Here is a 23731-nt window from a genome sequence, read left to right as displayed (position 1 = left end):
CAGCATGGCCCTGACTGACTCTTCCATCGACCGTGCACTCGCAGACCTAGACTCTGCCAGCGCAGCCCAAATACGCCAAGCGCTGGCCGCGCCAGGCTTCAGCGGTCAAATCACCGACTGTGGGCCCACAGCAGCAGCGCAACTCCTGCCACTGGCGGCGCAACTCCTGCCACTGGCGGCCAGTTTTTCGGTGCACCCCATCTCTGGCTTCGCCGTCGGCGCAGTGGCCGTTGGCGCATCGGGGCATTTATACTTGGGGGCCAATTTGGAGTTTCAAGGCATGCCTCTGCACGCCACTTTGCACGCAGAGCAATCCGCGGTGCTCAATGCATGGATGCATAACGAGCACGAACTCACTGCACTCTACGTATCCGAAACGCCTTGCGGGCACTGCCGTCAATTCCTGCGTGAGCTTTCTAATTTAGATACGCTACAAATCCATGTCGGCACGCAGATTCATACACTACAGAGCTTACTGCCACATGCCTTCGGAGAACCGCGATCCAAGGGGCACGGACTGCTAGACAGTCCCTCAATCCCACTTGAAGCTGTTAAGCCGCAGCCCAACACCTCCCAACAACGGGCCATCAACGCGGCCCAACGCAGCTACGCCCCCTACAGCCGCTCCCCTGAGGGCTTCGTGCTCGAATGCCTGGACGGTCAATTCTTTTCAGGCCGTGCAGCGGAATCAGCCGCCTTCAATCCAAGCGTGCCCAGTGTTTTGGTCGCCCTGAATCAACGCAACCTCTCCAACAGTCGCAAGGTCGCCATCGCTACAGCAACCGAAGCGAAACTAGCCACCGCCATCAATAATCCACTCCCTTTCGCCAGCACTTTGATCAGCTCCGTCTCCAAAGCAGAGATCAAAGTAGTGCAAATGGATGCGCGTTAACGATCGTTAATCGCTACTCGTAGCGTAAGGCATCGATGGGATCGAGCCGCGAGGCGCGCAGTGCAGGATAAATGCCGGATGCCAGCCCGATCATGCTGCTGAAGAGAAAGCCATACAGCATCGCAGTCACTGGCATATTACTGATATTTTGACCCTCTGGTATGAAATCGCGAGCCAATGAGAGTAGCCCCACACTCGCGACGAGTCCTAATAAGCCGCCCAAGACTGAGATCACCACCGCTTCGGCAAGAAATTGGATAAAGATATCATGACTCCGTGCTCCGATCGCTTTGCGCACGCCGATCTCACGGATGCGCTCACTGACCGATGCCAGCATCACATTCATAATGCCAATGCCACCCACTAAAAGGGAAATTCCAGCGATCCCGCCCAGTGAATAGGTGAACGAATTCTCGAGCTTCTTGAGCTCTTCTAATTGCTCATCTTGTGTACGAATCTCAAAATCAAAAATCCCGCGGTGCGTCTGTGTCAGTGTATTCTCGATTTGCTCCATCAAATCAGGCATGTCCCCCACCTCATAAGCAAGTATTTCGATGCGATTCACCTCGTCATCGCCTTTATACCGCGCCATGGCCGTAGTCGCAGGAATGTAATTGAGCCGATCTTCATAATTGAAACTGCGCTTGCGCCCCCCAGGAGCAGTCGCTTGCTCTACGGACTTAATCTGCCCCACAATGGTGTAGACTTGCCCACTCACGCGCACTTGTTGCCCCACAACATTCGGCTGGTCTCGAAATAAATTCTGCACGACATGCGCCCCCACCACGATCACGGGACTCTTCGAGTCGACATCGTAATCGGAGATAAAGCGGCCGAACTGAATTTCATTCTTTTTGATGCCAGCATAATCCGGTGTGACGCCATGCAAAATTGCCCCCGAGCGACGACCATTGGCAATAAAGCGCTCCCAGTTCATATCCACAACGGGAGAAACATAGGCGGCCAGCGGAATGGCTTTCTCAATCGCTCCAATGTCCCGCCACGTCATACCTGGAGAAATGCCTGCAATGTGCTGTTGCCACTCAGGCGCCTCCTGTGAGTGCACTTCCAGCTTAAGCACGCCACCACTGCGCTCAAAGGAGGCTCGCATATTGCCCAGCATACCTTGCACGATACCAACCATAGCCACCAAGGCCGCCACCCCGAGTATAATACCACTCATCGAAAGCAGGGAGCGAACCTTGTTGGACCAAACCTCGCGCAGCCCGTTGGCCGCTCCTGTATAGATATCACCGACCGGATTCACGAGCTGCTGTCCTCCACGATATTACCATCCTGCATGCGAATGCGACGCTTGGCATAAGCCGCCACTTCGTCGTCATGCGTCACTAGTGCGAGCGTGATTCCCTCGTCCATCAAAGATGCAAAGAGCTCCATGATCCGACCGCGATTTTTAGTATCGAGATTCCCCGTCGGCTCATCCGCCAGGATCAGGCGCGGACGATTGATCAAAGAGCGTGCAATCGCGACACGCTGCCGCTCGCCACCAGAAAGTTGACTCGGACGGTGACTCGCGCGGTGGTCCATACCGACTCGCTCAAGCACTGACATGCCGAGCTCTTTCTTGTTAGTCACACGCTGACGCCCATATACCAATGGCAGCAGCACATTATCCAAAACCGTCAACTTAGGCAGCAGGTTAAAAGACTGAAAGACAAAGCCAATACGAGTGGCGCGTAATTGCGAGCGCTCGCCACGACTGATTGCAGATACGTCGCGACCTTCAAACTCCATTTGGCCAGAGCTCGGGCTATCCATAAAGCCAAGCGTGTGCATCAGCGTAGATTTACCCGAGCCAGAGGTGCCGATCACTGCGATAAATTCACGATCACGAATCGTCAGATCCACTCCGTCGAGCGCATGCACCAATTCGCTGCCGACTTTATAGGTGCGCCGAATCGATCGCAGCTTAAAAACTAAATCCGTATCAATCATCGTTTCTACGAAATTCCAACGGACGGCTCAAAGCCACAGACTCGCCCTCATTCAGCCCGGAACGAATCTCGACGTGCTGTAGATTATTAATACCTGTAGTCACCTCGCGACGCTCCCAAGCGCTGCCTTTTTTGACGTAAACGACACTCCCCTGTGCATCGTTAAAAACAGCCGATAATAAAACACTAATCACATTGTCGGCTGTTTCAATCGGCACTTCGACCGTAGCACTAATGCCAGGGCGCACGCGATTGTCCGCCACCTCAAAAACCACTTCGATCGGAAAGACCCGCACATTACCATCTTTGCGCGCAGATGGAGCAATCACGCTGATCTGCCCCTCGACTTCAAAGTCAGGGATCGCATCAAAACGCAAAAATGCAGGCTGTCCGATATAAAGTTTCTCAACGTCCACCTCGTTGATATTGGCTTCCATGTAGAGCTCGTTCAGCTGCGCGACTGTCAATAGTTCTGTGCCGTTCGAGACTGAACTGGCCCCCGAGATGACCTGCCCTTCCAACACGCCCATCAAAGTGACCACTCCATCATGCGGTGCCAGAATCGTAGTCTTCGATAAATCCTCAGCCGCATCCTCTAATCTCGCTTGCGAAATTTCGATATTCAGCTGCGCAAGCTTGAGCTCAGTTTGTGCATCTAAATACTCCTGCTCGCCCACAAACTTCTTTGCAAACAGCTCTTGCAGACGCTTGAAATTACGTTCGGACTTTTCGAGGCGCAAATTTTCGGCCTCCAAGCTACGCTGCGCTTCCCGCAGGCGTGTTTCCAGACTGGTGCGATCCAGTTCCAAGAGCTCTTGATCGCGCACCACGGAATCGCCCTCCTCAACCATGATATTCGTAATACGCCCACTGATCTCAGACTTCACACTACTGCTGAGCAAGGGGAGCACCTCCCCGGTGGCCGGCACCACCGACTTTAAGTCGCGACGCTCCGCAGTATCGGTCCGGATTTGATTCGCAGTTTCCCCGTCCCCCTTGGGCATAACTTGCAAGAGTCCATAAATACCGCCGACGATGAGGGCGAAAATAAAAAAGATAGTCAGAGCACGTTTCATGGTGTGTTCGATTCGCGCGACGTATTCAGCTCAGCGCGCGGCGTAGTCAATTCGGTGTAAGGCGCCACGGCATCCCAATCGAGACCATTGCGCTGTAATAATGTGCCATCGATCCGACTGAGTCGCACGATAGCGCGAAGAGTTTCAATTAAAGAGCCGAGGTAATTACTCTTGGCTCGATCATAATCACGCTGCGCTTCAAGCACACTGCGATAGGCCACCAATCCGGAACCATAGCGCGCACGCTCTTGCTCAAAGGCTTCTTGATTGAGCCGCATCGCCGCCCGCGTCACTTCGATCCGCTTCAAGCCACTACTGGCGGAGCGCCAAGCATTACGCGCGGCAAGAGCTTTCGCTTGTTTAATATCGTATAATTGCAAAGTAGCTTGCTCTACACCACGCTCCGCCTGCCGCTCACGTGCACGCGCCTCACGCAAGCCCCACGGCACCCGTAGCTCTAAGCCCACGGACCAAGCATAACCATCGGCTGAATAAACTCCACTGTATGCACGGCTTCCACTATCATCACGCCCCAGGTAGCTTAAACCGCCCCTCAAGTCTAAATCCGGCTGCACCTCATCTTGCGCCAACATGCGATTGATCCGCTCCACCTCAATGCGTCGCTCCTGCACCTGTGCATCGATATCATTGAGCACCGTGTCTTGCACCACCTCGTCGATCGATCGCAAGGGCTGCATTTGTTCCGGCAGTGCGCGCACAACGATCGTATCCGAGACTGCCTGCACAAAATCGGTCTGTCCCATCGCGCGTCGCAATGCATCCTCGGCATCCTCGATGTTATTGTCGGCCTGTATGATCGCCTCCTGCTGATTCAATACCTCAGCTTCGGCTTGCAGTACTTCCAGCGGAGTCACTAAACCCAGGCGTTCTCGCTCCGAATTCTCTTCGCGTAAATTTTCCGCCAAGGCGAGACTGGAGACAGTCAAGGCGCGATCCGCACGCGCATAGGCAAGATTCCAATAGGCGATCTCAGTTTCCAACACCAAATCGAGCACGTCCGAGCGCAACTCAAACAGCGAGCGTTCAGCGTTCACTTTAGCACGCGCTAAGGGCGCAAGATTCACAGTCGTGCCCGCCCCCTTCAGTAAGGGTTGGCTTAAACTAATGCCGACATCCGCCCCATAGTCAGGATTCAGCACGGTTGAACTGCCACCACTACGATCGAGCGCGGAATCGAGTGTCACCGTCGCCCCGGTTGACCAGCGCTGGTCGATACCGATACGTGCACTGCGCCCGTCACTCTCCGAACTCGCCCCCGCCACTGGCACCGACTCCCCCTCTTGCAGCGCTGTGCTAGCAAAAAAAGAAGGATCAAACTGCGCGTCCTCAATCTCGACTGTGTCGAGCGCATCCGCAGGTTCATAGCTTGCAATTCGTAGCCCTACATTGTGCTCCAAGGCCGATGCAATCGCCACATCGAGTGGCAGCTCCGGACTCGCAGCCAGCACAGGGCCCGTGCTCCACACGAGCGACAAGAGATATAAATGAAATCGGGGTCGCATATTTCTATCGGCCACAAAAGGCAGAAGCTTGTAAAATTTCAAACAAATGTTTCGGGTTAAAGTGTTTAAGCCCTGAAACAGCTCAAAAACTGAGCGCTTGCAGGCTCGAAATCCCTGCCAAATCTCGCCTGCAGCCTTTATTTCTTAGGCATATAGCGTCGTAGCATGCCTAACAATGTCCCCATTTCCTCGAAGCGTAAAAAATACAACAGAGCAAAATACACCGCCACACCACCCGGCACGCATAACGCCACCGTCAAAGCGGCACTCAGCTTTGCGTTCAAATCAAACTGTGCCACAGCCTGCCAAGCCAAGGCGCAAACCAACCCCATCACGACTCCTGCAAGCAGCACCTTTACCAGAGCTGCCCACATCGCCCCAAAGCTCAGCCTCGCGCGCTCTTTAGACAAAGCTCGCCACAACAAGATACTTTGCGCCAGTGCAGCCAAAACATTGCCCGTCGCCAGCCCCGCAGCTCCCCAGAATTGCATCAGCAAGGCGCCCGCAAACAAATTGATCAGCAAGCAATAGCCTGCCACCCGCACGGGGGTGCGCATATCCTTACTCGCATGCAGTCCCCGCGTGGCAAAAGTCGCCGCCGAATACAGCGGCAAGCCTAGGCCATAAATCGCTAAAATAGGCACCGTCGCCATTACATCGGCCTGATCAAAGGCACCCCACAAAAAGAGACACTCCAAAATCGGCTGTCCCAACACGATTAAGCCTACCCCCGCGGGCAGGGATATCCCAATCACCAGCCGCATGCCCTGCATGAATACCGCCGAAAACTCCACTTCATCCCCATTAGAACGCGTCTTAGCCAGCAACGGAAAAAACACTGTCGCCACCGCAATCGTAAATACGCCCAAAGGCAGCTCCATCAAACGACTCGCCAAATACAACACCGAGACCGCCGCTTCATCCAAGGAATAGGCCAGCAGCCGTGAGACTAAAATATTGACCTGCAAGATCGCCGCTCCCATCAGGCCTGGCAAAAACAAGTGCCACAGCTCCGCAAGCTCTGCCCCCATCGAACCTTCGATGCGTGGCCGCCAGCCCTGACGCATCAGATCCCAAGCAGGCACCACTAATTGTAACAAGCCACCCAGTAAAACACCGCCACAAAGCCAATACACTACCCGTGCAGCCTCTGCGTCAAGCCACAGACCTGCAGCCAAAGCGCCGATCATAGCCAAATTTAGTAGAATTGGCGTCGCGGCAGCCACCGCAAAACGCCCCAGTAAATTTAAACCGGCCGATATGATGGCCGCCAAACAGATAAACAACATATAAGGCAACAACCAAACAGCCAGTCCCGCCCCCGTCACCCAGCGCTCGGGCAGCCATTCACTTCCAGCCGCCCAGTGCAGCGCGCACATGCCCAAAGAGACGATCACCAACAGCACCAATAGCAGTCGCAATAGCACTTGATTAAAGAAGCGAAAGGCCCCCGAGCGGCCCTCTCGCTCCAAAACATCTGAAAAAATCGGCACCAGCGCCGAAGTGAGGGCGCCCTCCCCCAGCAAACGGCGAAATAAATTCGGCAGCGTAAAGGCCAGGATGAAAGCAGAATTCCATAGGCTGGTACCCAGCGCAGCAAAGATCAAAATGTCCCGCAACAAGCCTAGCAAGCGAGAGCCGACCGTCGAAAGACTGACCACTGCGATGTTTTTTAGATTCTTGAGCATTCGAATTTGAAGGGCGCGAAATTTGCTTTGCTTGGCTTTCTTGCGAGCTGATTAGAAACTACCGCGTAAAAAACTTTGGCAATTGTATATTTATCCTCTTAGTTCTTCGTCTCCATTTAACTTTTCACCGATAATACCCAAATCCATTCCGAATTATTTTATTATGCCACTTATTTCAAAACTCACCGTTCGCCTCAAACGCCACCCAAAACGCGTTGTCTTCCCTGAAGGCAGCGACCCTCGCATCTTGCAAGCCGCACGCCAGTTTGCATCCAATAATTTGGGTATTCCCATCCTATTGGGCGATCGCGCACAAATTAAGGATAATGCAGAGAAGCTCAACGTCAGCCTTGAGCGCATCCGTATCATTGAACCACGCCGCAGCGACGAGTGGGATAACTTTACTCAGAAGTTCCAAGGCCTGCGTCGCTTCAAAAATTTAAAAGACAAAGAAATCGAGCAATACTTGGAGGACACCAACTACTTCGCCACCATGATGCTCGCCACCTCCCAGGCGGACGCAATCGTCTCTGGTGCGACTAGTTCGGCTTCCAGCGCCCTGCGCCCACTGCTGCAGATCGTGCCACGCTTGCCTGACGTGTCGACGGTGTCTTCGCTCAATATCTTCGACTTAGAAGACCTCGAAACAGGCAAAGATCGCGAAATCTTCCTCGCCGACTGCGCTGTCGTGCCTAATCCCACCAGCCAGCAGCTCGCCGACATCGCCGTCACCACGGCCGCACTCAGCTATCACCTTACCAACGCGAAGCCCTATGTCGCCCTCCTCAGCTACTCCAGTAAGAGTATCACGAGTAAGAACCCGACCGTTGCCAAGATGAAGGCCGCCACAGAAATGGCGCGCAAAAAAGCCATCGAACTCGGCATCCCGATGGAAATTGACGGTGAGCTCCAAGTCGACGCCGCACTCGACCCGATCACCGCTAAAACTAAAAAAATCGAAGGCCCGGTCGCCGGACATGCCAACGTACTCATTTTCCCAGATTTGCACTCGGCCAATATCGCGTCCAAACTACTCGACACACTCACACGCGCACGCAACTATGGCCCCATTCTCACTGGCCTGACGAAGCCCGCGGCCGAAATCAGTCGTGGGGCTACCGCGACCGATATCTTTGGCACCGCAGTCATGGTCGCTTCACAAGCGATCGACCACAAGCTGCTCTATCCAACCGATAACAGCGACGACCTCAACGAAGACGTCACCATACTGTAATCGCACCTCGTATATACCATTCATTGGCCAGTTCTTCACTGTAGCCAAAAGCCTTCACCACACATACCAGATTATGCCGTCTCCCAAGAAACATTTCACCGAGCCCGACGACACGGAAATCTTGACTGCTCCGCGCAACAAGACGACCAAGCGCATATTTATAGCAGCGACTCGTATGAATGATGGGAAGACCACCACCAGTTTGGCATTGTTTGCCGCACTGCGTAGCATCACCGAGCGGGTGGGTTTTATCAAACCGGTCGGCCAGCGCTTCTTACAGGTCGAAGGCCACCAAATCGATGAAGACTCCATCCTGCTCAACCAGATTTTCGATGTAAAGACCCCGATCCATGCGATGAGTCCACTCGTGATTCATCACAGTTTCACCCGCGACTACCTCGACAATCCCGATGCCAACCATGCGGAATTAATCGACAGCATGTGCCGCGCCTTCGACCGCGCCGCCTTCGAGCGCGACTATATTATAATCGAAGGCACTGGCCATGCGGGCGTGGGCTCCGTATTCAACCTCTCCAATGCGGACGTGGCTAAACGACTCAATGCAAAAGTGATCATCGTCGCGCGCGGAGGCATCGGTCGCCCCATCGACGAAATCGCACTCAATAAAGCAGTTTTCGAAGCCGCCGGCGTGCAAATCATTGGCGCCATCATTAACAAGGTAGAGCCCGACAAGATCGAGATGGTTGAGAAATACTGTCGCATCGCGCTGGACCGAATGAACATCCCCTTACTCGGCTGCATTCCACACGAGTGTATGCTCACTCAGCCCAACTTACAGCAGGTAGTCGACGAAACCAAAGGACGCTGGCTCAATGGAAAATCCGCCGGCTGTAATAACCGTATCGATAAAGTCATCATCGGCGCCATGGCTGCCAAAGGACTGGTCGAGCACCTAGACAAAGGTGTGCTCATCATCACTCCCGGTGACCGCGAAGACATCATCCTCTCCGCCATCGCCTCCGCCAGCATCGGCATTGGCACCTCGATCGCCGGCATCATCCTCACCCGCAGCATACTGCCACACCCACGCCTGATGGAGATGATCGCGCAGACAGAAATCCCGGTCGTGCTCTGTGCCGAAGACAGCTACAAAGTCGCCTCCCGCGTCAACAGTATGACCGTCAAGACACAGCCCAGCGACAAAGATAAGATCCCCGTCATTAAAGACCTCATCACCAAGAACATCGACCTAGCCGTCATCCAAAACGCCTTCGACTCTCAGGACTAAGCACCACTATGCCCGCCAAAAAAACAGAAGAACCCACTTTCGAGCAATCCGTCGAGCGCCTCGAAGCACTCATCGAAGCCATGGAAAACGGCGACACTCCACTCGCCGACTTAGTCGCCAAATTCGGCGAAGGCTCCAAACTACTCAAACAGTGCCAAGCACAACTCAAAGAAGCCGAACTTAAAATCGAACAGCTCAACATCAAAACGGGCGAACTCGAAACCTTCGACGACTCCAGCGAAAAATAACTACCTAATGTCCCTACTAGAACGGATACAGTCGCCCGCCGACGTCAAGAACCTCGATCCCGAACAACTCCCGCAACTCGCTCAGGAGATCCGAGATCGAATCATTCAAACAACCTCCCAAAACGGCGGCCACGTCGGCCCGAACCTCGGCGTAGTTGAACTCACGATCGCCCTGCACCGCGTCTTTAATACGCCCGAGGACCGCTTCTGTTTCGACGTCGCCCACCAAGGCTACGTACACAAACTATTGACAGGACGTAACGACGCCCGCTTCGACCACATTCGCACCAGCGATGGCTACAGCGGCTTTCTATCACGCGCAGAAAGCACCCACGACGCCTTTGGCGCCGGCCACGCAGGCACCGCCCTCTCCGCCGCACTCGGCATGGCCAGTGCACGCGACCAGCGCGGCAGCGATGAACACGTCGTCGCCCTTTGCGGCGATGCCGCCTTCACCTGTGGCATCACCATGGAGGCCCTTAACAACGTCGCCAGTTCCACCAAGCGCCTCATTATCATACTCAACGATAATAAGTGGTCGATCGCCAAAAACGTAGGCGCCCTGCCCCGCTATTTCAACGAGCTCATCACCACCCCCGCCTACAATCGTCTTAATGACGATATCGAGCGCTTCTTGCAAAAGATGCCCGGCGGCGAGTCCATCATCAAACTCGGCTCAAAGTGGAAACAAGAGACCAAGGACTTCTTCGTATCCTCCTCAATTTTTGAGCAATACGGCATCCGCTACATCGGCCCCATCGACGGGCATGATCAAAAACAAGTCGAGCACTACCTAGACTTTGCCAAAAACGCAGAACAGCCGGTCCTGCTACATGTGCTCACCGAAAAAGGCCGCGGCTACGATGTCGCCATCCAAAACCCTGAGCGCTTCCACGGCGCCAGCCCCTTCGATATCAAAACTGGCAAAGGCGCCCCCTCGGCACCTGGCACCCCCCCGAAGTATCAGGACGTCATGGGCCACACTTTGGTCAAACTGGCGCAAAAAGACGAAAACGTCATCGGCATCACGGCCGCCATGCCCGCAGGCACTGGGCTTAACATTTTAGAAGACGCCCTGCCCAAACAGTTCTTTGATGTCGGCATCGCCGAAGAACATGCCGTGCTCTTCGCCGCGGGGATGGCCACCTCTGGCTATCATCCTGTCTGCGCAATCTACTCTACTTTTCTTCAGCGCGCCTACGATCAGATCATTCACGATGTAGCTCTGCAGAAGCTTCCCGTGCTCTTCTGCATGGACCGCGCAGGGCTCTCCCCCAACGATGGGGCGACTCACCATGGCCTCTTCGACCTCTCCTACTTACGTTGCGTACCCGAGGTCGTGATCATGGCCCCGGCCAACGAAGACGAACTCGCCGATATGATGGCCACTGGCCTCGCTTATCAAGGGGCCGCCTTTATTCGCTATCCACGTGGCAACGCACGCGGCACCCCCATCAAAGAGACTCCCACACCTCTGGAAATCGGTAAAGCACAACGACTGCAAACCGGTAACGACATCGATATCTGGGCCATCGGCTCCATGGTCCAAGACGCCGAACAACTCGCCGCTCGCCTCAGTGAGCACGGCATCCAAGCCGGCGTCGTCAACGCCCGATTCCTCAAACCACTAGACACTGAACTTCTCGCACAATCCGCCCCGAACACCCGCCTAATCGTAACGATGGAAGACAACGTCATCACAGGTGGCCTCGGCACTGCAGTTATGGAAGCTTTGCAAGAAGCCAATCTATATAACTGCCCCGTCGAACGCATCGGCTGGCCCGATAGCTTCATTGAGCACGGCAGCTCCGTTGCCCAGTTACGCGAAGAGAACGGACTCAGCCCTAACGCAATCCTAGAGCGCGTGCTGGCGAAACACGCAGCCCTCTGCGAGCTAAAGCAGTAGGCCAACGGGCATTCCGGTTCACTGATTTTCGGTTCAATACTCGGTGCCCCTCTAAAAAGTTTATTTCTGTCATTGAGACTGGGCTCCCCTTCGCACACTACCTCTCCTATGCAAATTCACGCGATCTATATTTCAACCGGGCACGACTTCGTAGGGCGCCACGGCAAGGGCCGCTTACAGCACGGAATCGAAAAAGTCGAATCGGTCGAATGTGTCGCGGGGGCGGGCCTGCGCGGGGATCGCTATTTTCAGCACAAAGAGGACTACAAGGGGCAAATTACCTTTTTTGATTGGGCGGTCTACCAACGTATCCGCCGTGACTTTGATTGCCCGGCATTGGATCCTGCATGGTTTCGACGTAATGTCCTCTGCTCCGGGGTGGACCTCAACACTTTGATCGGCCAGCGCTTTAGCCTACAAGGCATCGAATTTGAAGGCAGTGAAGAATGCCGCCCTTGCTACTGGATGGACGAAGCGGTTGCCCCGGGGGTGCACGAAGCGCTCAAAGGCTTTGGTGGTCTGCGCGCGCGCATCCTAAGTCACGGAACTTTACACTGTGATGGCGCAGAACCGCATGCGTGCTAGAACACTCTGCGTTTAGTTCGACTGCCTCTTGAAATGGCCCATCAGTGCGTCGACTTAAATGTATGTGTGCTCTAAATCAGTCCCCTTCGCCCCCCAAGCGAATACCGCGCCGCTCGAGTAGGCTACCATCGGCACGGTAGAGCTCCACCTTGGCGATCAAATAGGCGACACGCGCCTGAATCTCGGCAATGCGACTCTGCACCAGATCGCGCTGCGCACGTGCGACATCCAACGAGGTGCCACTGCCGACTTCGAAACGATCTTCTTCGGCCGCCAGGCTTTGAGCGTTATAGCTTCGAGTCACAGCCGAAGCGCTTACCTGCTTCTGCGCACGCTCGAGCTCATTAAGCGCCAGCAGCACATCATAGCGCACTAGGCTGCGTAAATTAGCCAGTGCCTGCTCGGCCTGCTCCGTCTGGGCCTGCGCGATGCGATCACGAGCACGCGCGGCTCGCTGCCCCAGCACCTGACTAAATTCGAAGCCGACGGTATAGTCATGATTGTCGCCATCATTTTCACGAAAGCTCTGGCGAAAACTATCCGCATAACCGGAATGCCCGAGGTTGATAAACAGCTCTAACTGGGGCAGGCGCCCATTGCGCGTCACGACGGTCTCTAGCTGCTCACGTTGCAGCCGCAGCTGGGCCTCTTCGATCTCAGGGCGCGCTTGTAGCGCCAGCTGTATGTGTGCCTGACGGTCCGCCTGCAAGCTCGAGTCTATATCGGGCAAACTGGTGGCCTGCAGAGGTAAGACTTGCTCCACTGGCAAATCGGGGTAGATGCGGCGCATCAGCTCATAGAGTCGCTGGCTGCGCTCACTCTGAGCATCGATCAGACTTTGTTGCTGCAAGGCGAGTTCGGCCCGCGCCGCGGCTGCTTGATTTTTGGAAAGACTGCCCACTTCGATCCGCGACTCGATCTCGTCGAGTTGCGACTGCGCAAGTTCTAGCGACTGCTCAAAAACAGCAATGGCCTCGGTCGCGGCCACGAAGTTCCAGTAAGCAGTCTCGACTTCAGCGACCAAGGCCTGGGTGAAGCCAGCCAGCTCGTATTGACTGGCAAGTGTATCCAGCTTGGCCTGACGCAAGGAAGCCAAATTCACCGTAGTCCCGAAGCCTCTCAATAATTGCTGTGTAATACTGAGTCCATAGCGAGCTTGCTGCTGCTCGGGCGCACGATTGGAAATACTGCGAGTGCTGGCAACCGAAGCTTCCAGCTCCGTGCCAAAGGGCAAACGCTGACGCAAACCGAGCTCCGCTTCGACATCATCACCTTCCACTGAGAATTGCCCTCCCGTCGAGCGCGAGGTTTCAGAAGCAATTTCTTCGATATGCTCAAAGCTGGCATAAAGCTCTGGATCGTAGACGCCACGCTCAATTTTCTCAAAGGCTCCCGCGATAACAGGAACTAACTGCTGCACACGTAGTTCTCGATTGTTTTGCAGAGCTTTGATGACCGCCTCTTCTACACTCAAGCCCCAACTCGATTCAGATTGAGCATACAAGGCGCCAGCCGCCAATATCCATAAAGTAGTTACAGTGAAACGTATCATGATGGCTTCATCTTTTCATTTTCTGGGTGCACCAGAGTGTAAACCACAGGTATCAGAATGAGTGTGATACAAGTCGACCCGATCAAGCCGCCGACCACTGCACGTGCTAAGGGTGCTTGCGCGTCAGCGCCCTCTCCGATTCCTAACGCAAGAGGCAGCAAACCTAGTATTGTAGTCAGAGTGGTCATTAAAATAGGACGAAAGCGCCGACGGCCTGCTTCCACCACAGCTGCATGTAGGCTATAACCGCCCGCTCGCCCAAGGGAGCTGGCTTGGTCGACGAGCAAGATGGCGTTGTTCACGACGATGCCACCCAGCATGATACAACCAATGCCGGACTGTAAATTGAGAGTGGTATCCGTCAGCCAAAGTGTCAACAGCACCCCGATTGCAGCCATGGGGGTCGACAACATCACGACCAACGGATCGCGCAGGCTTTCGTATTGGCAGGCCAACACCATGTAGACTAGCAATAGCGAGATAAGTAAGGCCACCAAGAGCTCGCGAAAAGCTTCTTGCTGTTCTTCGAAGCTGCCGGAAATGTTGAGCTCGTAATTATCAGGCCGCGGTATTCCGTCTAAAGCAATTTGTATTTCTTCTGCGACGGAGCCCAAGTCGCGGCCAGCCACGTTGGCTGAAACGGTGACTTGCCGCTGTTGATGCTTGCGCGTGATCTCCAACGGCGCGCGGCTGCTCACTGTGCTCACTAAATTGCGCAGTACCACCATTTGCCCATCTGCAGTTCGAAGTGTGAGGTTTAAAACTTCATCCAAACTGCGCTGCTCGGCATCTTTTAATTGCACAAGTATACGGTAGGAGTTGCCCTCACTGCGGAAGTTGCCCGCACGCGAACCAGCGATCGCGGTTTCAATCACTTCGGTGATGTCGCGCGGCGTAAAGCCGAGATCGGCCACCTTTTGCCGATCGATATGTATCTCTTGCTGCGGCGTGCCCGCATCAAAACTGCGATCCACGTCTGAAATTCCATCAATCCCTTCGATGGCTTGCGCGACCTTTCCAGAGAGTGCTTCTAAAATATCGAGTTCGAAACCACGAATCTCCACTGTCACGCCCTCGTCGCCCCCGATAATGCGTTCGAGTAAGAACTGCCCTTGAGGCGCACGCGTGCGTATCTTCATCCCCGGCACCTTGCCGTCGATCGCCCGGCGTAGATCTTCCGCAATCTCCACATTCGAGCGTTCGCGCTCGGCAGCCGGTGCCAGCGACATCCGAATCTCTCCAACATTATCACGCACCGAAGCCACCGTCGAGATTGCCTCAGGCACTGCAGGATATACCAGCGACTCCAACAGCCGGGTCTGCTGGTCTAGCAACTCCAATCTGGTGCCAACTTCCATTTCCCCGGTCACCCGCACCTCTCCTTCATCACTGGGCGGCAAAAACTCGCTGCCTAAGAACGGCACAATGAACAAACTTAAGCCGAGTAAAATCACCATGCTGACGACCACTGCGATTCGATGCTGCAGCGCCGACTCCAGCAGCGCCAAATACCATTGGTTCATTCTTTCGAAGGCCTGCGTGGCCCGATCTTTCAAACCTACCAACCAGGCCGCGGACGCGCCTTCTTCACTTGCAGGCTTGAGTAGTCGCGAGGACAGCATCGGCACCAAGCTCAAAGAGAGCAGCAAGGAACAAACCAGTGAAAAACAGATGACGTAGGCCAACTCACGAAATAATAAGCCCGAGACGCCTTGCACGAATACAATCGGCAAGAATATGACTAGAGTGGTAATCGTGCTAGCTAAAATCGCCGGCGCCACCTCCCAAGCTCCCTCCGCAGCAGCGTCGACTCGATTCTTCTTTTGCTCATCTCTCTGGCGAAATATGTTTTCCAACACCACGATCGAACTATCCACCATCATGCCTACACCGAGCGCCAAGCCGCCCAAGGTCATTAAATTAATTGTCAGACCACCAAAATAAATCAGCGAAAAGGTGGCGATAATAGAGATTGGAATCGAGACCGCGATGACCAAAGTGCTGCGGATATTCCGTAAAAAGAACAGTAAGATCAACACGGCCAAGCCCCCACCATATACGACCGAACGAGCGACATTTTCGATGGAGCGCTCGATAAAATTGCCCTGATTGATCACGGGCACCACCTTCATTTGTGGAAACTCTTCGTTGATCCGGTCAATTTCCTCCAAAATTTGGCGTGAAACTTCCACCGTATTGGCGGCCGACTGCTTGCGAATCGCGATACGCACACCACGCTCCCCATTCACACGGATCATACGAGTGAGCTTCTCATAAGTATCGCGCACATCGGCGACATCCCCCACTTTAACTGCGGCGCCGTCACGCACGACCAGCACCGTATCTCGAATTTGATCCACCGTCTCGAATTGTGCTGGCGCGCGCAAGGTTACTTCGTAACGCCCCTCCTCAATCTGCCCCGCTGGCAAGTCGAGATTGGCATCACGCAACGTGCTCAAAATCTCATTCAGCGATAAACCTAAGGCATTAATTTTTTCCGGGTATAGTTCGACTCGGACTTCTCGCGGAAAGCCGCCCCAGAAATCAACCTGCGCCACCCCCGGTATTTGAGTAAAGCGATGCCGGATACGATCCTCAATCAATTGGGTCAATTCAACTGGGTCGAGAGGGCTCGAAACTCCAATCAACACCACAGGAAAGCTATTGATGCTAAACTTACTAATGCGCGGCCGCACGATATCGTCAGGCAACTCGCTGATCTCATCCTCGATTGTCGCACGCAGATCGATCGCAGCCGCATCGAGGTCAGTCCCCCAAACAAAAGTCACCTCCACATTACTGCGCCCCTCCTCGGAAGTGGAGGTAATTTCTTCCACCCCGGGCACGGTGGCCACGATCTCTTCAATAATCTGCGTAATTAAGCGCTCGATCACCTCGGGACTGGCCCCCTCATACTCAGTCCGCACAGACGCCGTCGGCAGCTCGATACTAGGCAGCAGGTCGATTTGTATCCGACTCAGGGAGACGCCGCCCAACACGATCAGGATGAGAGCCACCATCGTGGTGAAAATGGGGCGGCGGACACTGTGACGCGGTAAATTCATTCCGTAAGATCAGAGCTAACAAGTGAAATCGGTGAACCGTCCTCAACTAACTGCTGGCCCAGCACAATAACCGGCCCCGCTAAGTCCTCAGCGATCACCTGTATACGATCGCCCTCGCGCACGCCCGTCTGCACGGGCCGCCAGCGCGCAGTCTCCCCGTCCTGCCCCACCACAAAAATACCCTTCGAATCTGAACGTGTGACCAGCGCCACATCCGGCACAATCTGCGCTTGTTCGACTTCACGCACCACCACTTTAGCACGCACAAACATGCCTGGCTTGAGCCGAAGTTCTGCATTAGGCACTGTAATTTCAATACGCGCCTGACGAGAACTAACCTGAAAGACTGGTGCAATACGCTGGATTGAAGCTGTGAAAATTTCACCCGGATAAGCATCCGTTTCCAAATCAACCTGCTGCCCCACCGACAATTGCGGATAATCCTTTTCAGATACAAAAAACACCCCCGTCAATGGATCTACATCGACGATGCGTAACAAAGGCGACAGCGCATTGAGCGTTTCACCTTCGTCCGCATAACGCTCAGCCACTGCACGCGTAGAGGCATCTCCCGACCACATCGCACGCACTTCAGTATATCCCAGTTGGATACGCGCCGATTGCACCGCAGATTCTGCACCTTGAATCTGCGCCCTTAGCACCTCTAGCCGCGCCTGCGCTGCCAGTAAATCGCTCTGCGCGATGTCAAATTCCGCCTCCGAGGCCACACCACGGTCGCGCAACACCCGCGCGCGCTCCATCGCTCGCTGAGCAATCTTAAGATGGCTCTCCGCTTCCATTAAATTAGCCTGCGCCACTAATAAGTCCGCCTGCGATTTCGCTAAGGCTTGTTTATACTCCGCATTATCCAAACGGGCCACCACCGCCCCCTGCTCCACCGTATCGCCGATATCTACATATATTTGCTCGATTAAACCACTCACCTTGGGCGAAACAGGAAAAGAAGCGCTCGCTTCAAGTGCACCACTGAAGACCCGCAACTCACGTATCAAGCCTCGCTCAATCGCAGCCACCTCTACCGGCGCAGCTGGCCGCACACTCTGACGTGTCGACAGCTCGGCATCACCACAAGCAGTCAAAAATAAGCTGATGCAGCAAATTGCTAGAATGAAAGGATAAAAAATCATATTAGAAAGTTTCGTGTTCGAAGTGACGCACTACTAAAAAATAACATTCCCAACGCAATTGAACAAATAGGAATTCTCAAAAAAAATAGGACCTACACTTGTCATCCCCCTCGTGGAACATTGACTCCTACAAATTGACAATACACGAATATTTATGAGATTTTTAAAAATCCCCCTCCTTTTCTGCCTTGCGACTGTAGTCAGCCTGCAAGCTTCCGCCCAAAAGACACCCCAGTTGCCAGCAGGGATCGAGCCCGTGCAAACCTTAGATGGTATTGAAGAATACCGCCTCAAGTCCAACGGTCTTAGCATATTGCTAATGCCCAACGAAGGTCTGCCAGTCGCCACCGTAATGGTCACCTATAAGGTCGGCTCACGCAACGAAGTCACCGGCACCACTGGAGCCACCCATATTTTAGAACACATGATGTTCAAGGGCACCGAACGCTTTAATAGCGTAGACGGCAACGAGTACTCCAGCCAGATGGAACGTATCGGTGCGCGCTCCAATGCCACCACATGGTTCGACCGCACGAACTATTACGCAACCATGCCGAGCGAATACGTCCCCATGACCATCGAGCTGGAAGCCGACCGTATGCGTGGGCTGCTAATCCGCCAAGAAGACCTCGACTCAGAAATGACAGTGGTGCGCAACGAATACGAGCGCGGCGAAAACAGCCCCGTTAGCACATTAATTAAAGAACTCTTCGCCTCCGCCTACATGGCCCACCCTTACGGGCACCCCACCATTGGTTGGCACTCCGATATCGAAAACACAACACCACAAAAACTACGCGAGTTTTACGACACCTTCTACTGGCCTGAAAATGCAGTGCTCACCGTGATCGGCGGCTTCGACAAAGAGGCAACACTTGCAGCGATCGCCACCCACTACGGAGCCGTCCCCCCAGCGCCCCAGCCGATACCCAGCGTTGAAACCACTGAGCCCGAGCAGATCGGCCCACGCCGCGTCACGATCCAGCGCGCCGGACAAGTCGGTGTCGTCATGATTGGCTACAAAGTGGCCGAAGGCCGCCACGAAGACTGGGCCGCACTCAGCGTATTACAGCAAATCCTCGGCGCCGACAAAACCGGCCGCCTCTACCGCGCGCTTGAAGACAATGGCAAGGCCAGCGCCACTTTTACCTACGCACCACAGCTCAATGACCCCGGCCTATTCATCTTCGGAGCCTACTTAACGCCCGAGGCCACCCACGCCGAAGTTGAAGCCATCATTCTCGATGAGATCGAATCACTCATCAGTGGTGGTGTCGACAAAGACGAACTCGCACGCGCAAAATCCGTCATTCATGCCAGCACCGTCTATGGCCGCGACGGTCCCTACGCCATCGCCGACCAAATCAATGACGCCATCGCCATGGGCGACTGGTCCACCTACATACGACTCCCGCAAGCAATTCAAGCAGTGTCCACAGATACACTGCAACAAGTCGCCGCCAAATATTTTGTCGAGCAACGCAGCACCACCGGCTGGTTTGTCCCCCAAGTCATGAACTCACTGACGGCCCAAACCAATTCAATTGCTGGCCCACGTTACTATCGCGACCCCGCTCTATTCGGCCCACTCAATCACAGCGCAGATGCAGACCAGGACGCACACAGTAACCACGGCTCAAAGTCAGAATCGATTGTAGATTTCAGCAGCCACATGCAACGTGCCCAAATCGGCGGCATCGAGCTCATCGCCATCGATATGCCCATCGACAATGTTGTATCCTTCGTTGGCAGCATCGCCGCAGGCGACAGCTTAAGCCCTAGCGACGCACCTATGCGTGCCAGCCTGACCGCCGCCATGCTCGATAAAGGCACCACCCGCCAAGACCGCTTTCAAATCGCAGAAAAACTCGATACACTGGGTGCCGACATCGGCTTCAGCTCAGGCGCACAAAACCTCAATTTTGCGGGTAAATTTCTGCGCGCCGACGCAGGCTCTGTCCTCGACATACTCGCCGACCAACTGCGCAACCCCGCATTTGACCCCCAAGTTCTAGAAAATCTAAAACACCGCCAAAAAGCAGGCCTCCTACAAGCGATCGACAACCCCGACTACCGTGCCAGTGCCCAACTCTCACGCAAACTCTACCCAAGCGATCACATAAACTATAGCACCCCCATCCAAGAACTACTCAACGACCTCGAAAACACCAGCGTCGAAGACCTTGCCTCATTTCATAAAGCGCATTATGGCGCGGAGTCCATGACGCTGATCTTCACAGGTGACATCGACTTTGAACAACTCAAAGCCGCCGTCGGCAATGCCTTCGAAGGCTGGAACGCAGGCAGCAAATCCCCCCCACTCGACACCACACAACTCGCAAACGACGAACAGAACGAGCGCATCTATATTGAAGATAAGACCAGTGTCGCCGTGCGTTTCGGCTACAATACCAAACTTCAACGCACCGACGACGACTACCTCCCCTTCATGGTCGGTAACTACATCCTCGGTGGCAGCTTTCACTCACGCTTGATGACAGAAGTCCGTAAAAACCGCGGCCTCACCTACAGCATTCGCACTGGCCACGAAGGCGACATCCTAACTCCCGGCAACTGGGTCCTCTCTGCCAGTTTTGCCCCCAGCATGCTCAACGACGGGCTCGCAGCCGCCCACGAAGTCGTCCAAAAATGGCATGACCAAGGCGTCAGCGAAGAAGAAGTCCGTGCCGCAATCGAAACCCTCACCGGCTCCTACCTCGTCGGCCTCTCCACCACCAGTAGCGTTGCCGGACAAGTCCACAGTTTTATGCAACGCGGCTTTGCCCCCGATTACATCGACACCTATCCGCTTCGCGTACGCCAGCTCACCGCACAAGACGTAAACCAAGCCATAAAAAAATACTTCGATCCCACAAAACTCACTGAAGTCGTCGCAGGCTCACTTGCCAAACAAAACGAAAACACAACAGCCCCCTCCAGCGAGCAAAAACAAGCCATCACCGTGAGACTCGACGTACCAGACGCCGGCTGGCGTATCCAGATTGAACGCATCTACCGCACCCAGGAAAGCATCGTCGTACTCTCTCAACTAAGCCGAGCCCCCGATACGATGGCTGCGCAAGTCATCAGCACCGCCGCTGACACCGTGCATATTGCCCCCATCGAAGACGAACTGCCACTGCGTCACTACATCGTAGGTAAGACTTGGGACTGGGGAGACACCGGCGAATACAACTTCATTGAATCTTCAAAAGTAATTGCCGACGCTCTACCCAGCGGCAAAATCCTCTTTCAAAGAGAAAAATAATCGACTCACAGACATAGCTTTCCCAGCATCCAATTTTCATTCATAGTTTCGACGCATTCGCTCGAAGCCCCATTCACTTTCACACCAGACACAGTTCACATGGCTAAAATCGACGTAGAAACCCTCAAGTTCATTCTCCAACGCAACGAACCCGACGTGCGTAAGGTCAACGAGATCATGCAAGAAATTGAGATGGAGCTCAAAGCCGAAGAAGAAGAAAAAGCAAACCGCCCTCCGCCCATCAAAAAGCAATTCTCCATCCTCATCTCCGACCCCGAAGACGAGCTCAAAGACAAAGACCTCACCGGTTGGGTCGTGCAAATTCCCGAAGACGATGGCGTAACAGTCGCCCCCGAGCGCATCATCAGTGCCGCCTACGAATTCAACACCACCCCCAAAGGCCGCCGCATGCCCGTCGAGACCATTGGAGAAGCCTGCGAAGCCGTGCCCGCTAAACTATTCAAAGAGCAAAACGTCTGGATCAAAACCAAAGTACCCGTCTTGGCCGTCACCTGCCCCAACAAGATCCCAACCGAAAAGGTCGAGTAAAATCCCCCCCTCTCAGCACGAATCCCGGTCGCATGGCGCCACAAAATATTCGACGTTCAGTTTTGGCCCCATGCTTCGCCTAGAGGCTTTCACCTTCGCTAAAGCTACGACGGACATCACGCAGGGCAATAGCGCGGAGATGGCGCAAGCCCCAAAGGGGTGAAGCCAATGGCTGCCCTATGGGCAATTGACTGAATAATATTCGTGCCATTCTCTAGTAGATGCGGCGCATAACTGTGCCGCAGCACATGTGAGTTCGAACGTGTTAGGATACTATGGATTGCATCCCGACACCCCCGGGAACGCAGGTCTCCGCACCTGCTCTGCACGCACGGAATCGGCCACCTCTAATACCGACTCTCATAATTAATGCGCATGTACTGACCTCACGTAGCGTTTGCTGAAGCGCGTATCCAACCATTACCAAATAAGCGTATGACGCGCTGCGGATCTTCCCACCAGTCCTTGAGATGGAGAGCAACGACCTGGTCGAGTCTTTCGATGGTCGGCCATAGTTTATTTGAGGTATGATCCTGAATCAGATCCCAAAGTTTTTCGATTGGGTTCAGTTCTGGGCTGTAGGGTGGCAGCAACACGACGTGCACACCTGAGGGAACCTGCTCGTGGAAGCTATCCTTGGGATGGAAGCCGGCTCCGTCCCATAGCAGTAGCTCCACTTGTATTCGCTCTTCCAACGCTTATGTGGGCGCTGGCCTTTATTCGTCCATAGTCTCCGGAGGTTAGGGAGTAAGCCGTATCGGCTCTCATCAGCAAACCAAACCTTTACAGGTTTTTTCCCACTGACAGGCAGGTTTTTAAGGATGCCAAAGAAGTGGCGCTCTAGTTCGTCCCTAGCTTCAACCAGTGTGTTCCAGCGCTCAGCTGTCAGGCCATCCTTCTCTTTTTTATCAACGACCGCACACGCTGGCGATCGGCTTGAGTTCCTAGTTTTCGGTTTGCCATACAGTCAACATGACTAATATACAAAGATGCGCAATATTTATGTTAAACGGTATAATACCTCTTCCAGCACATACGCCTCATAATAAATGAGCTTCCAAGGTCTTCGAAAAGAAGTCGCTTTTGCTTCATCAGTATTATGCTCAAATAGACGGCGACGCAAATTGCCAGTATAAGCGATGTAAAGCCCCTAATCGAGTTGAGGCTGCAGCACGTAAACATAGAACATAACCGATCATCCCTAAAAGAATAACCGCCGCCTGCCACGCGAGCTCTGCTCTTTACGTGGTGAGGCGAAGCCTTTTTACGCGGCCAATACCTCAGCCCAACGGGGGAAATGTATGGTTTTCACAACAAACCTGCCAGTGCTCAAACATTCACCCACTAGCAAGCAAAAACTCATTGAGTGCACGAATCGCCGGAAACGGAACATCTACTTACAGCATTTTAAAATCACCTAATTACCTCAGATATAGCAACTTACAAATCAACATAGTAGCGTAAGTCCTTTTTTCATAAAAAGTGTTATCATTCACTCGATTCAAAAACCACCGCTGAGTGCACGAATCGTCGGAAACAAAATCTTGATATTACACATAGTTTTGACTTATCTAATGTCCATCCATTCAACCGCAATCCCACGACAGGACTAGAGCCTCAGCGATACAAATCAAACGGTTACACCGAAAACAACCTCACAATCAAATAAAACACCAACCCAAGTTATCATTCACTGAGTGAATGATATAACACTGTTGAACTAAGCCGCGCTACCGCGCGGGGGGATCGATTCAACAGTTGTCAATCCGTAGGCATTGGGTTATTCTGACGAC

The 23731-nt window shown here is 53.9% G+C and carries 18 protein-coding genes; 8 read left to right on the top strand and 10 right to left on the bottom strand.

The annotated features are described in order from the left end of the window. Positions 1-4 precede the first annotated feature (4 nt). Entirely contained in the window at positions 5-892 is an 888-nt protein-coding gene (cdd, locus tag QEH52_RS11490) for a cytidine deaminase (RefSeq protein ID WP_308950593.1), read from the top strand. 13 nt (positions 893-905) lie between these two features. Here cdd and QEH52_RS11485 read toward each other — a convergent pair whose 3' ends face one another. The 5 genes from QEH52_RS11485 to murJ form a co-directional block, all read right to left on the bottom strand. After that, the gene (locus QEH52_RS11485) at positions 906-2159 is read right to left on the bottom strand and encodes an ABC transporter permease (protein ID WP_308950591.1); all 1254 of its coding nucleotides are present in this window, start codon (positions 2157-2159) and stop codon (positions 906-908) included. After that, a complete protein-coding gene (locus QEH52_RS11480; RefSeq protein ID WP_308950590.1) occupies positions 2156-2848 on the bottom strand; it encodes an ABC transporter ATP-binding protein in 693 nt (230 codons plus the stop codon). The genes QEH52_RS11485 and QEH52_RS11480 overlap by 4 nt, the downstream gene beginning before the upstream one ends. Beyond that, a complete protein-coding gene (locus tag QEH52_RS11475) occupies positions 2841-3923 on the bottom strand; it encodes an efflux RND transporter periplasmic adaptor subunit (RefSeq protein WP_308950587.1) in 1083 nt (360 codons plus the stop codon). Before QEH52_RS11475 ends, QEH52_RS11480 begins: the two co-directional genes overlap by 8 nt. After that, positions 3920-5446 carry a TolC family protein gene (locus tag QEH52_RS11470; RefSeq protein WP_308950586.1) on the bottom strand — a complete coding sequence of 509 codons (1527 nt, stop codon included), beginning with the start codon at positions 5444-5446 and terminating at the stop codon, positions 3920-3922. Before QEH52_RS11470 ends, QEH52_RS11475 begins: the two co-directional genes overlap by 4 nt. Positions 5447-5583: 137 nt before the next feature. After that, complete coding sequence (gene murJ / locus QEH52_RS11465; protein WP_308950585.1) at positions 5584-7134, bottom strand: murein biosynthesis integral membrane protein MurJ; 1551 nt, start codon at positions 7132-7134, stop codon at positions 5584-5586. Positions 7135-7297: 163 nt separating this feature from the next. Here murJ and QEH52_RS11460 point away from each other — a divergent pair, with 163 nt between their 5' ends. The 5 genes from QEH52_RS11460 to QEH52_RS11440 all read left to right on the top strand — a co-directional run bounded on the left by QEH52_RS11460 (position 7298) and on the right by QEH52_RS11440 (position 12356). Beyond that, positions 7298-8368 carry a phosphate acyltransferase gene (locus QEH52_RS11460; RefSeq protein WP_308950584.1) on the top strand — a complete coding sequence of 357 codons (1071 nt, stop codon included), beginning with the start codon at positions 7298-7300 and terminating at the stop codon, positions 8366-8368. Positions 8369-8441: 73 nt separating this feature from the next. Continuing rightward, entirely contained in the window at positions 8442-9617 is a 1176-nt protein-coding gene (locus QEH52_RS11455) for a phosphotransacetylase family protein (protein ID WP_308950583.1), read from the top strand. Between the two features lie 8 nt (positions 9618-9625). Further along, positions 9626-9865, top strand: a complete 240-nt coding sequence (gene xseB / locus QEH52_RS11450) for an exodeoxyribonuclease VII small subunit (RefSeq protein WP_308950582.1) — start codon at positions 9626-9628, stop codon at positions 9863-9865. A gap of 7 nt (positions 9866-9872) precedes the next feature. Then, complete coding sequence (gene dxs, locus QEH52_RS11445) at positions 9873-11771, top strand: 1-deoxy-D-xylulose-5-phosphate synthase (protein ID WP_308950580.1); 1899 nt, start codon at positions 9873-9875, stop codon at positions 11769-11771. A gap of 108 nt (positions 11772-11879) precedes the next feature. Then, positions 11880-12356 carry an MOSC domain-containing protein gene (locus QEH52_RS11440; protein WP_308950578.1) on the top strand — a complete coding sequence of 159 codons (477 nt, stop codon included), beginning with the start codon at positions 11880-11882 and terminating at the stop codon, positions 12354-12356. A gap of 76 nt (positions 12357-12432) precedes the next feature. Here the strand turns inward: QEH52_RS11440 and QEH52_RS11435 are convergent, their stop codons facing one another. The 3 genes from QEH52_RS11435 to QEH52_RS11425 are packed head-to-tail and all read right to left on the bottom strand — an operon-like array spanning position 12433 to position 18121. Further along, entirely contained in the window at positions 12433-13908 is a 1476-nt protein-coding gene (locus QEH52_RS11435) for a TolC family protein (protein ID WP_308950577.1), read from the bottom strand. Continuing rightward, on the bottom strand, positions 13905-16973 hold the full coding sequence (locus QEH52_RS11430; RefSeq protein WP_308950575.1) for an efflux RND transporter permease subunit: 3069 nt from the start codon (positions 16971-16973) through the stop codon (positions 13905-13907). Before QEH52_RS11430 ends, QEH52_RS11435 begins: the two co-directional genes overlap by 4 nt. Next, positions 16970-18121: an efflux RND transporter periplasmic adaptor subunit gene (locus tag QEH52_RS11425; protein ID WP_308950573.1), complete on the bottom strand. Its 1152-nt coding sequence runs from the start codon at positions 18119-18121 to the stop codon at positions 16970-16972. Before QEH52_RS11425 ends, QEH52_RS11430 begins: the two co-directional genes overlap by 4 nt. A 154-nt stretch (positions 18122-18275) precedes the next feature. Here QEH52_RS11425 and QEH52_RS11420 point away from each other — a divergent pair, with 154 nt between their 5' ends. Both QEH52_RS11420 and QEH52_RS11415 read left to right on the top strand, forming a co-directional pair. Then, positions 18276-21389, top strand: coding sequence for a M16 family metallopeptidase (locus tag QEH52_RS11420; RefSeq protein ID WP_308950571.1), 3114 nt, complete (start codon positions 18276-18278; stop codon positions 21387-21389). 99 nt (positions 21390-21488) lie between these two features. Next, entirely contained in the window at positions 21489-21938 is a 450-nt protein-coding gene (locus tag QEH52_RS11415) for a hypothetical protein (protein ID WP_308950570.1), read from the top strand. A gap of 386 nt (positions 21939-22324) precedes the next feature. Here the strand turns inward: QEH52_RS11415 and QEH52_RS11410 are convergent, their stop codons facing one another. Both QEH52_RS11410 and QEH52_RS20740 read right to left on the bottom strand, forming a co-directional pair. Beyond that, the gene (locus QEH52_RS11410; RefSeq protein ID WP_308950569.1) at positions 22325-22615 is read right to left on the bottom strand and encodes a transposase; all 291 of its coding nucleotides are present in this window, start codon (positions 22613-22615) and stop codon (positions 22325-22327) included. Positions 22616-22938: 323 nt separating this feature from the next. Continuing rightward, entirely contained in the window at positions 22939-23079 is a 141-nt protein-coding gene (locus tag QEH52_RS20740; RefSeq protein WP_425609286.1) for a GIY-YIG nuclease family protein, read from the bottom strand. Between the last annotated feature and the right edge of the window lie 652 nt (positions 23080-23731).

Origin of the sequence: Thalassobacterium maritimum, from assembly GCF_031127805.1 — a bacterium.
GTDB classification, from domain to species: Bacteria; Verrucomicrobiota; Verrucomicrobiia; order Opitutales; family Coraliomargaritaceae; genus Thalassobacterium; species Thalassobacterium maritimum.
This window is presented reverse-complemented; position numbering and strand designations above follow the sequence as displayed.

What these genes read in the sequence shown, in the direction of transcription:
- cdd (WP_308950593.1), top strand. Translation starts at nt 5, where the DNA reads ATGGCCCTGACTGACTCTTCCATCGACCGTGCACTCGCAGACCTAGAC.
- QEH52_RS11480 (WP_308950590.1), bottom strand. Translation starts at nt 2,848, where the DNA reads ATGATTGATACGGATTTAGTTTTTAAGCTGCGATCGATTCGGCGCACC.
- QEH52_RS11475 (WP_308950587.1), bottom strand. Translation starts at nt 3,923, where the DNA reads ATGAAACGTGCTCTGACTATCTTTTTTATTTTCGCCCTCATCGTCGGC.
- QEH52_RS11470 (WP_308950586.1), bottom strand. Translation starts at nt 5,446, where the DNA reads ATGCGACCCCGATTTCATTTATATCTCTTGTCGCTCGTGTGGAGCACG.
- murJ (WP_308950585.1), bottom strand. Translation starts at nt 7,134, where the DNA reads ATGCTCAAGAATCTAAAAAACATCGCAGTGGTCAGTCTTTCGACGGTC.
- QEH52_RS11460 (WP_308950584.1), top strand. Translation starts at nt 7,298, where the DNA reads ATGCCACTTATTTCAAAACTCACCGTTCGCCTCAAACGCCACCCAAAA.
- QEH52_RS11455 (WP_308950583.1), top strand. Translation starts at nt 8,442, where the DNA reads ATGCCGTCTCCCAAGAAACATTTCACCGAGCCCGACGACACGGAAATC.
- xseB (WP_308950582.1), top strand. Translation starts at nt 9,626, where the DNA reads ATGCCCGCCAAAAAAACAGAAGAACCCACTTTCGAGCAATCCGTCGAG.
- dxs (WP_308950580.1), top strand. Translation starts at nt 9,873, where the DNA reads ATGTCCCTACTAGAACGGATACAGTCGCCCGCCGACGTCAAGAACCTC.
- QEH52_RS11440 (WP_308950578.1), top strand. Translation starts at nt 11,880, where the DNA reads ATGCAAATTCACGCGATCTATATTTCAACCGGGCACGACTTCGTAGGG.
- QEH52_RS11435 (WP_308950577.1), bottom strand. Translation starts at nt 13,908, where the DNA reads ATGATACGTTTCACTGTAACTACTTTATGGATATTGGCGGCTGGCGCC.
- QEH52_RS11430 (WP_308950575.1), bottom strand. Translation starts at nt 16,973, where the DNA reads ATGAATTTACCGCGTCACAGTGTCCGCCGCCCCATTTTCACCACGATG.
- QEH52_RS11425 (WP_308950573.1), bottom strand. Translation starts at nt 18,121, where the DNA reads ATGATTTTTTATCCTTTCATTCTAGCAATTTGCTGCATCAGCTTATTT.
- QEH52_RS11420 (WP_308950571.1), top strand. Translation starts at nt 18,276, where the DNA reads ATGAGATTTTTAAAAATCCCCCTCCTTTTCTGCCTTGCGACTGTAGTC.
- QEH52_RS11415 (WP_308950570.1), top strand. Translation starts at nt 21,489, where the DNA reads ATGGCTAAAATCGACGTAGAAACCCTCAAGTTCATTCTCCAACGCAAC.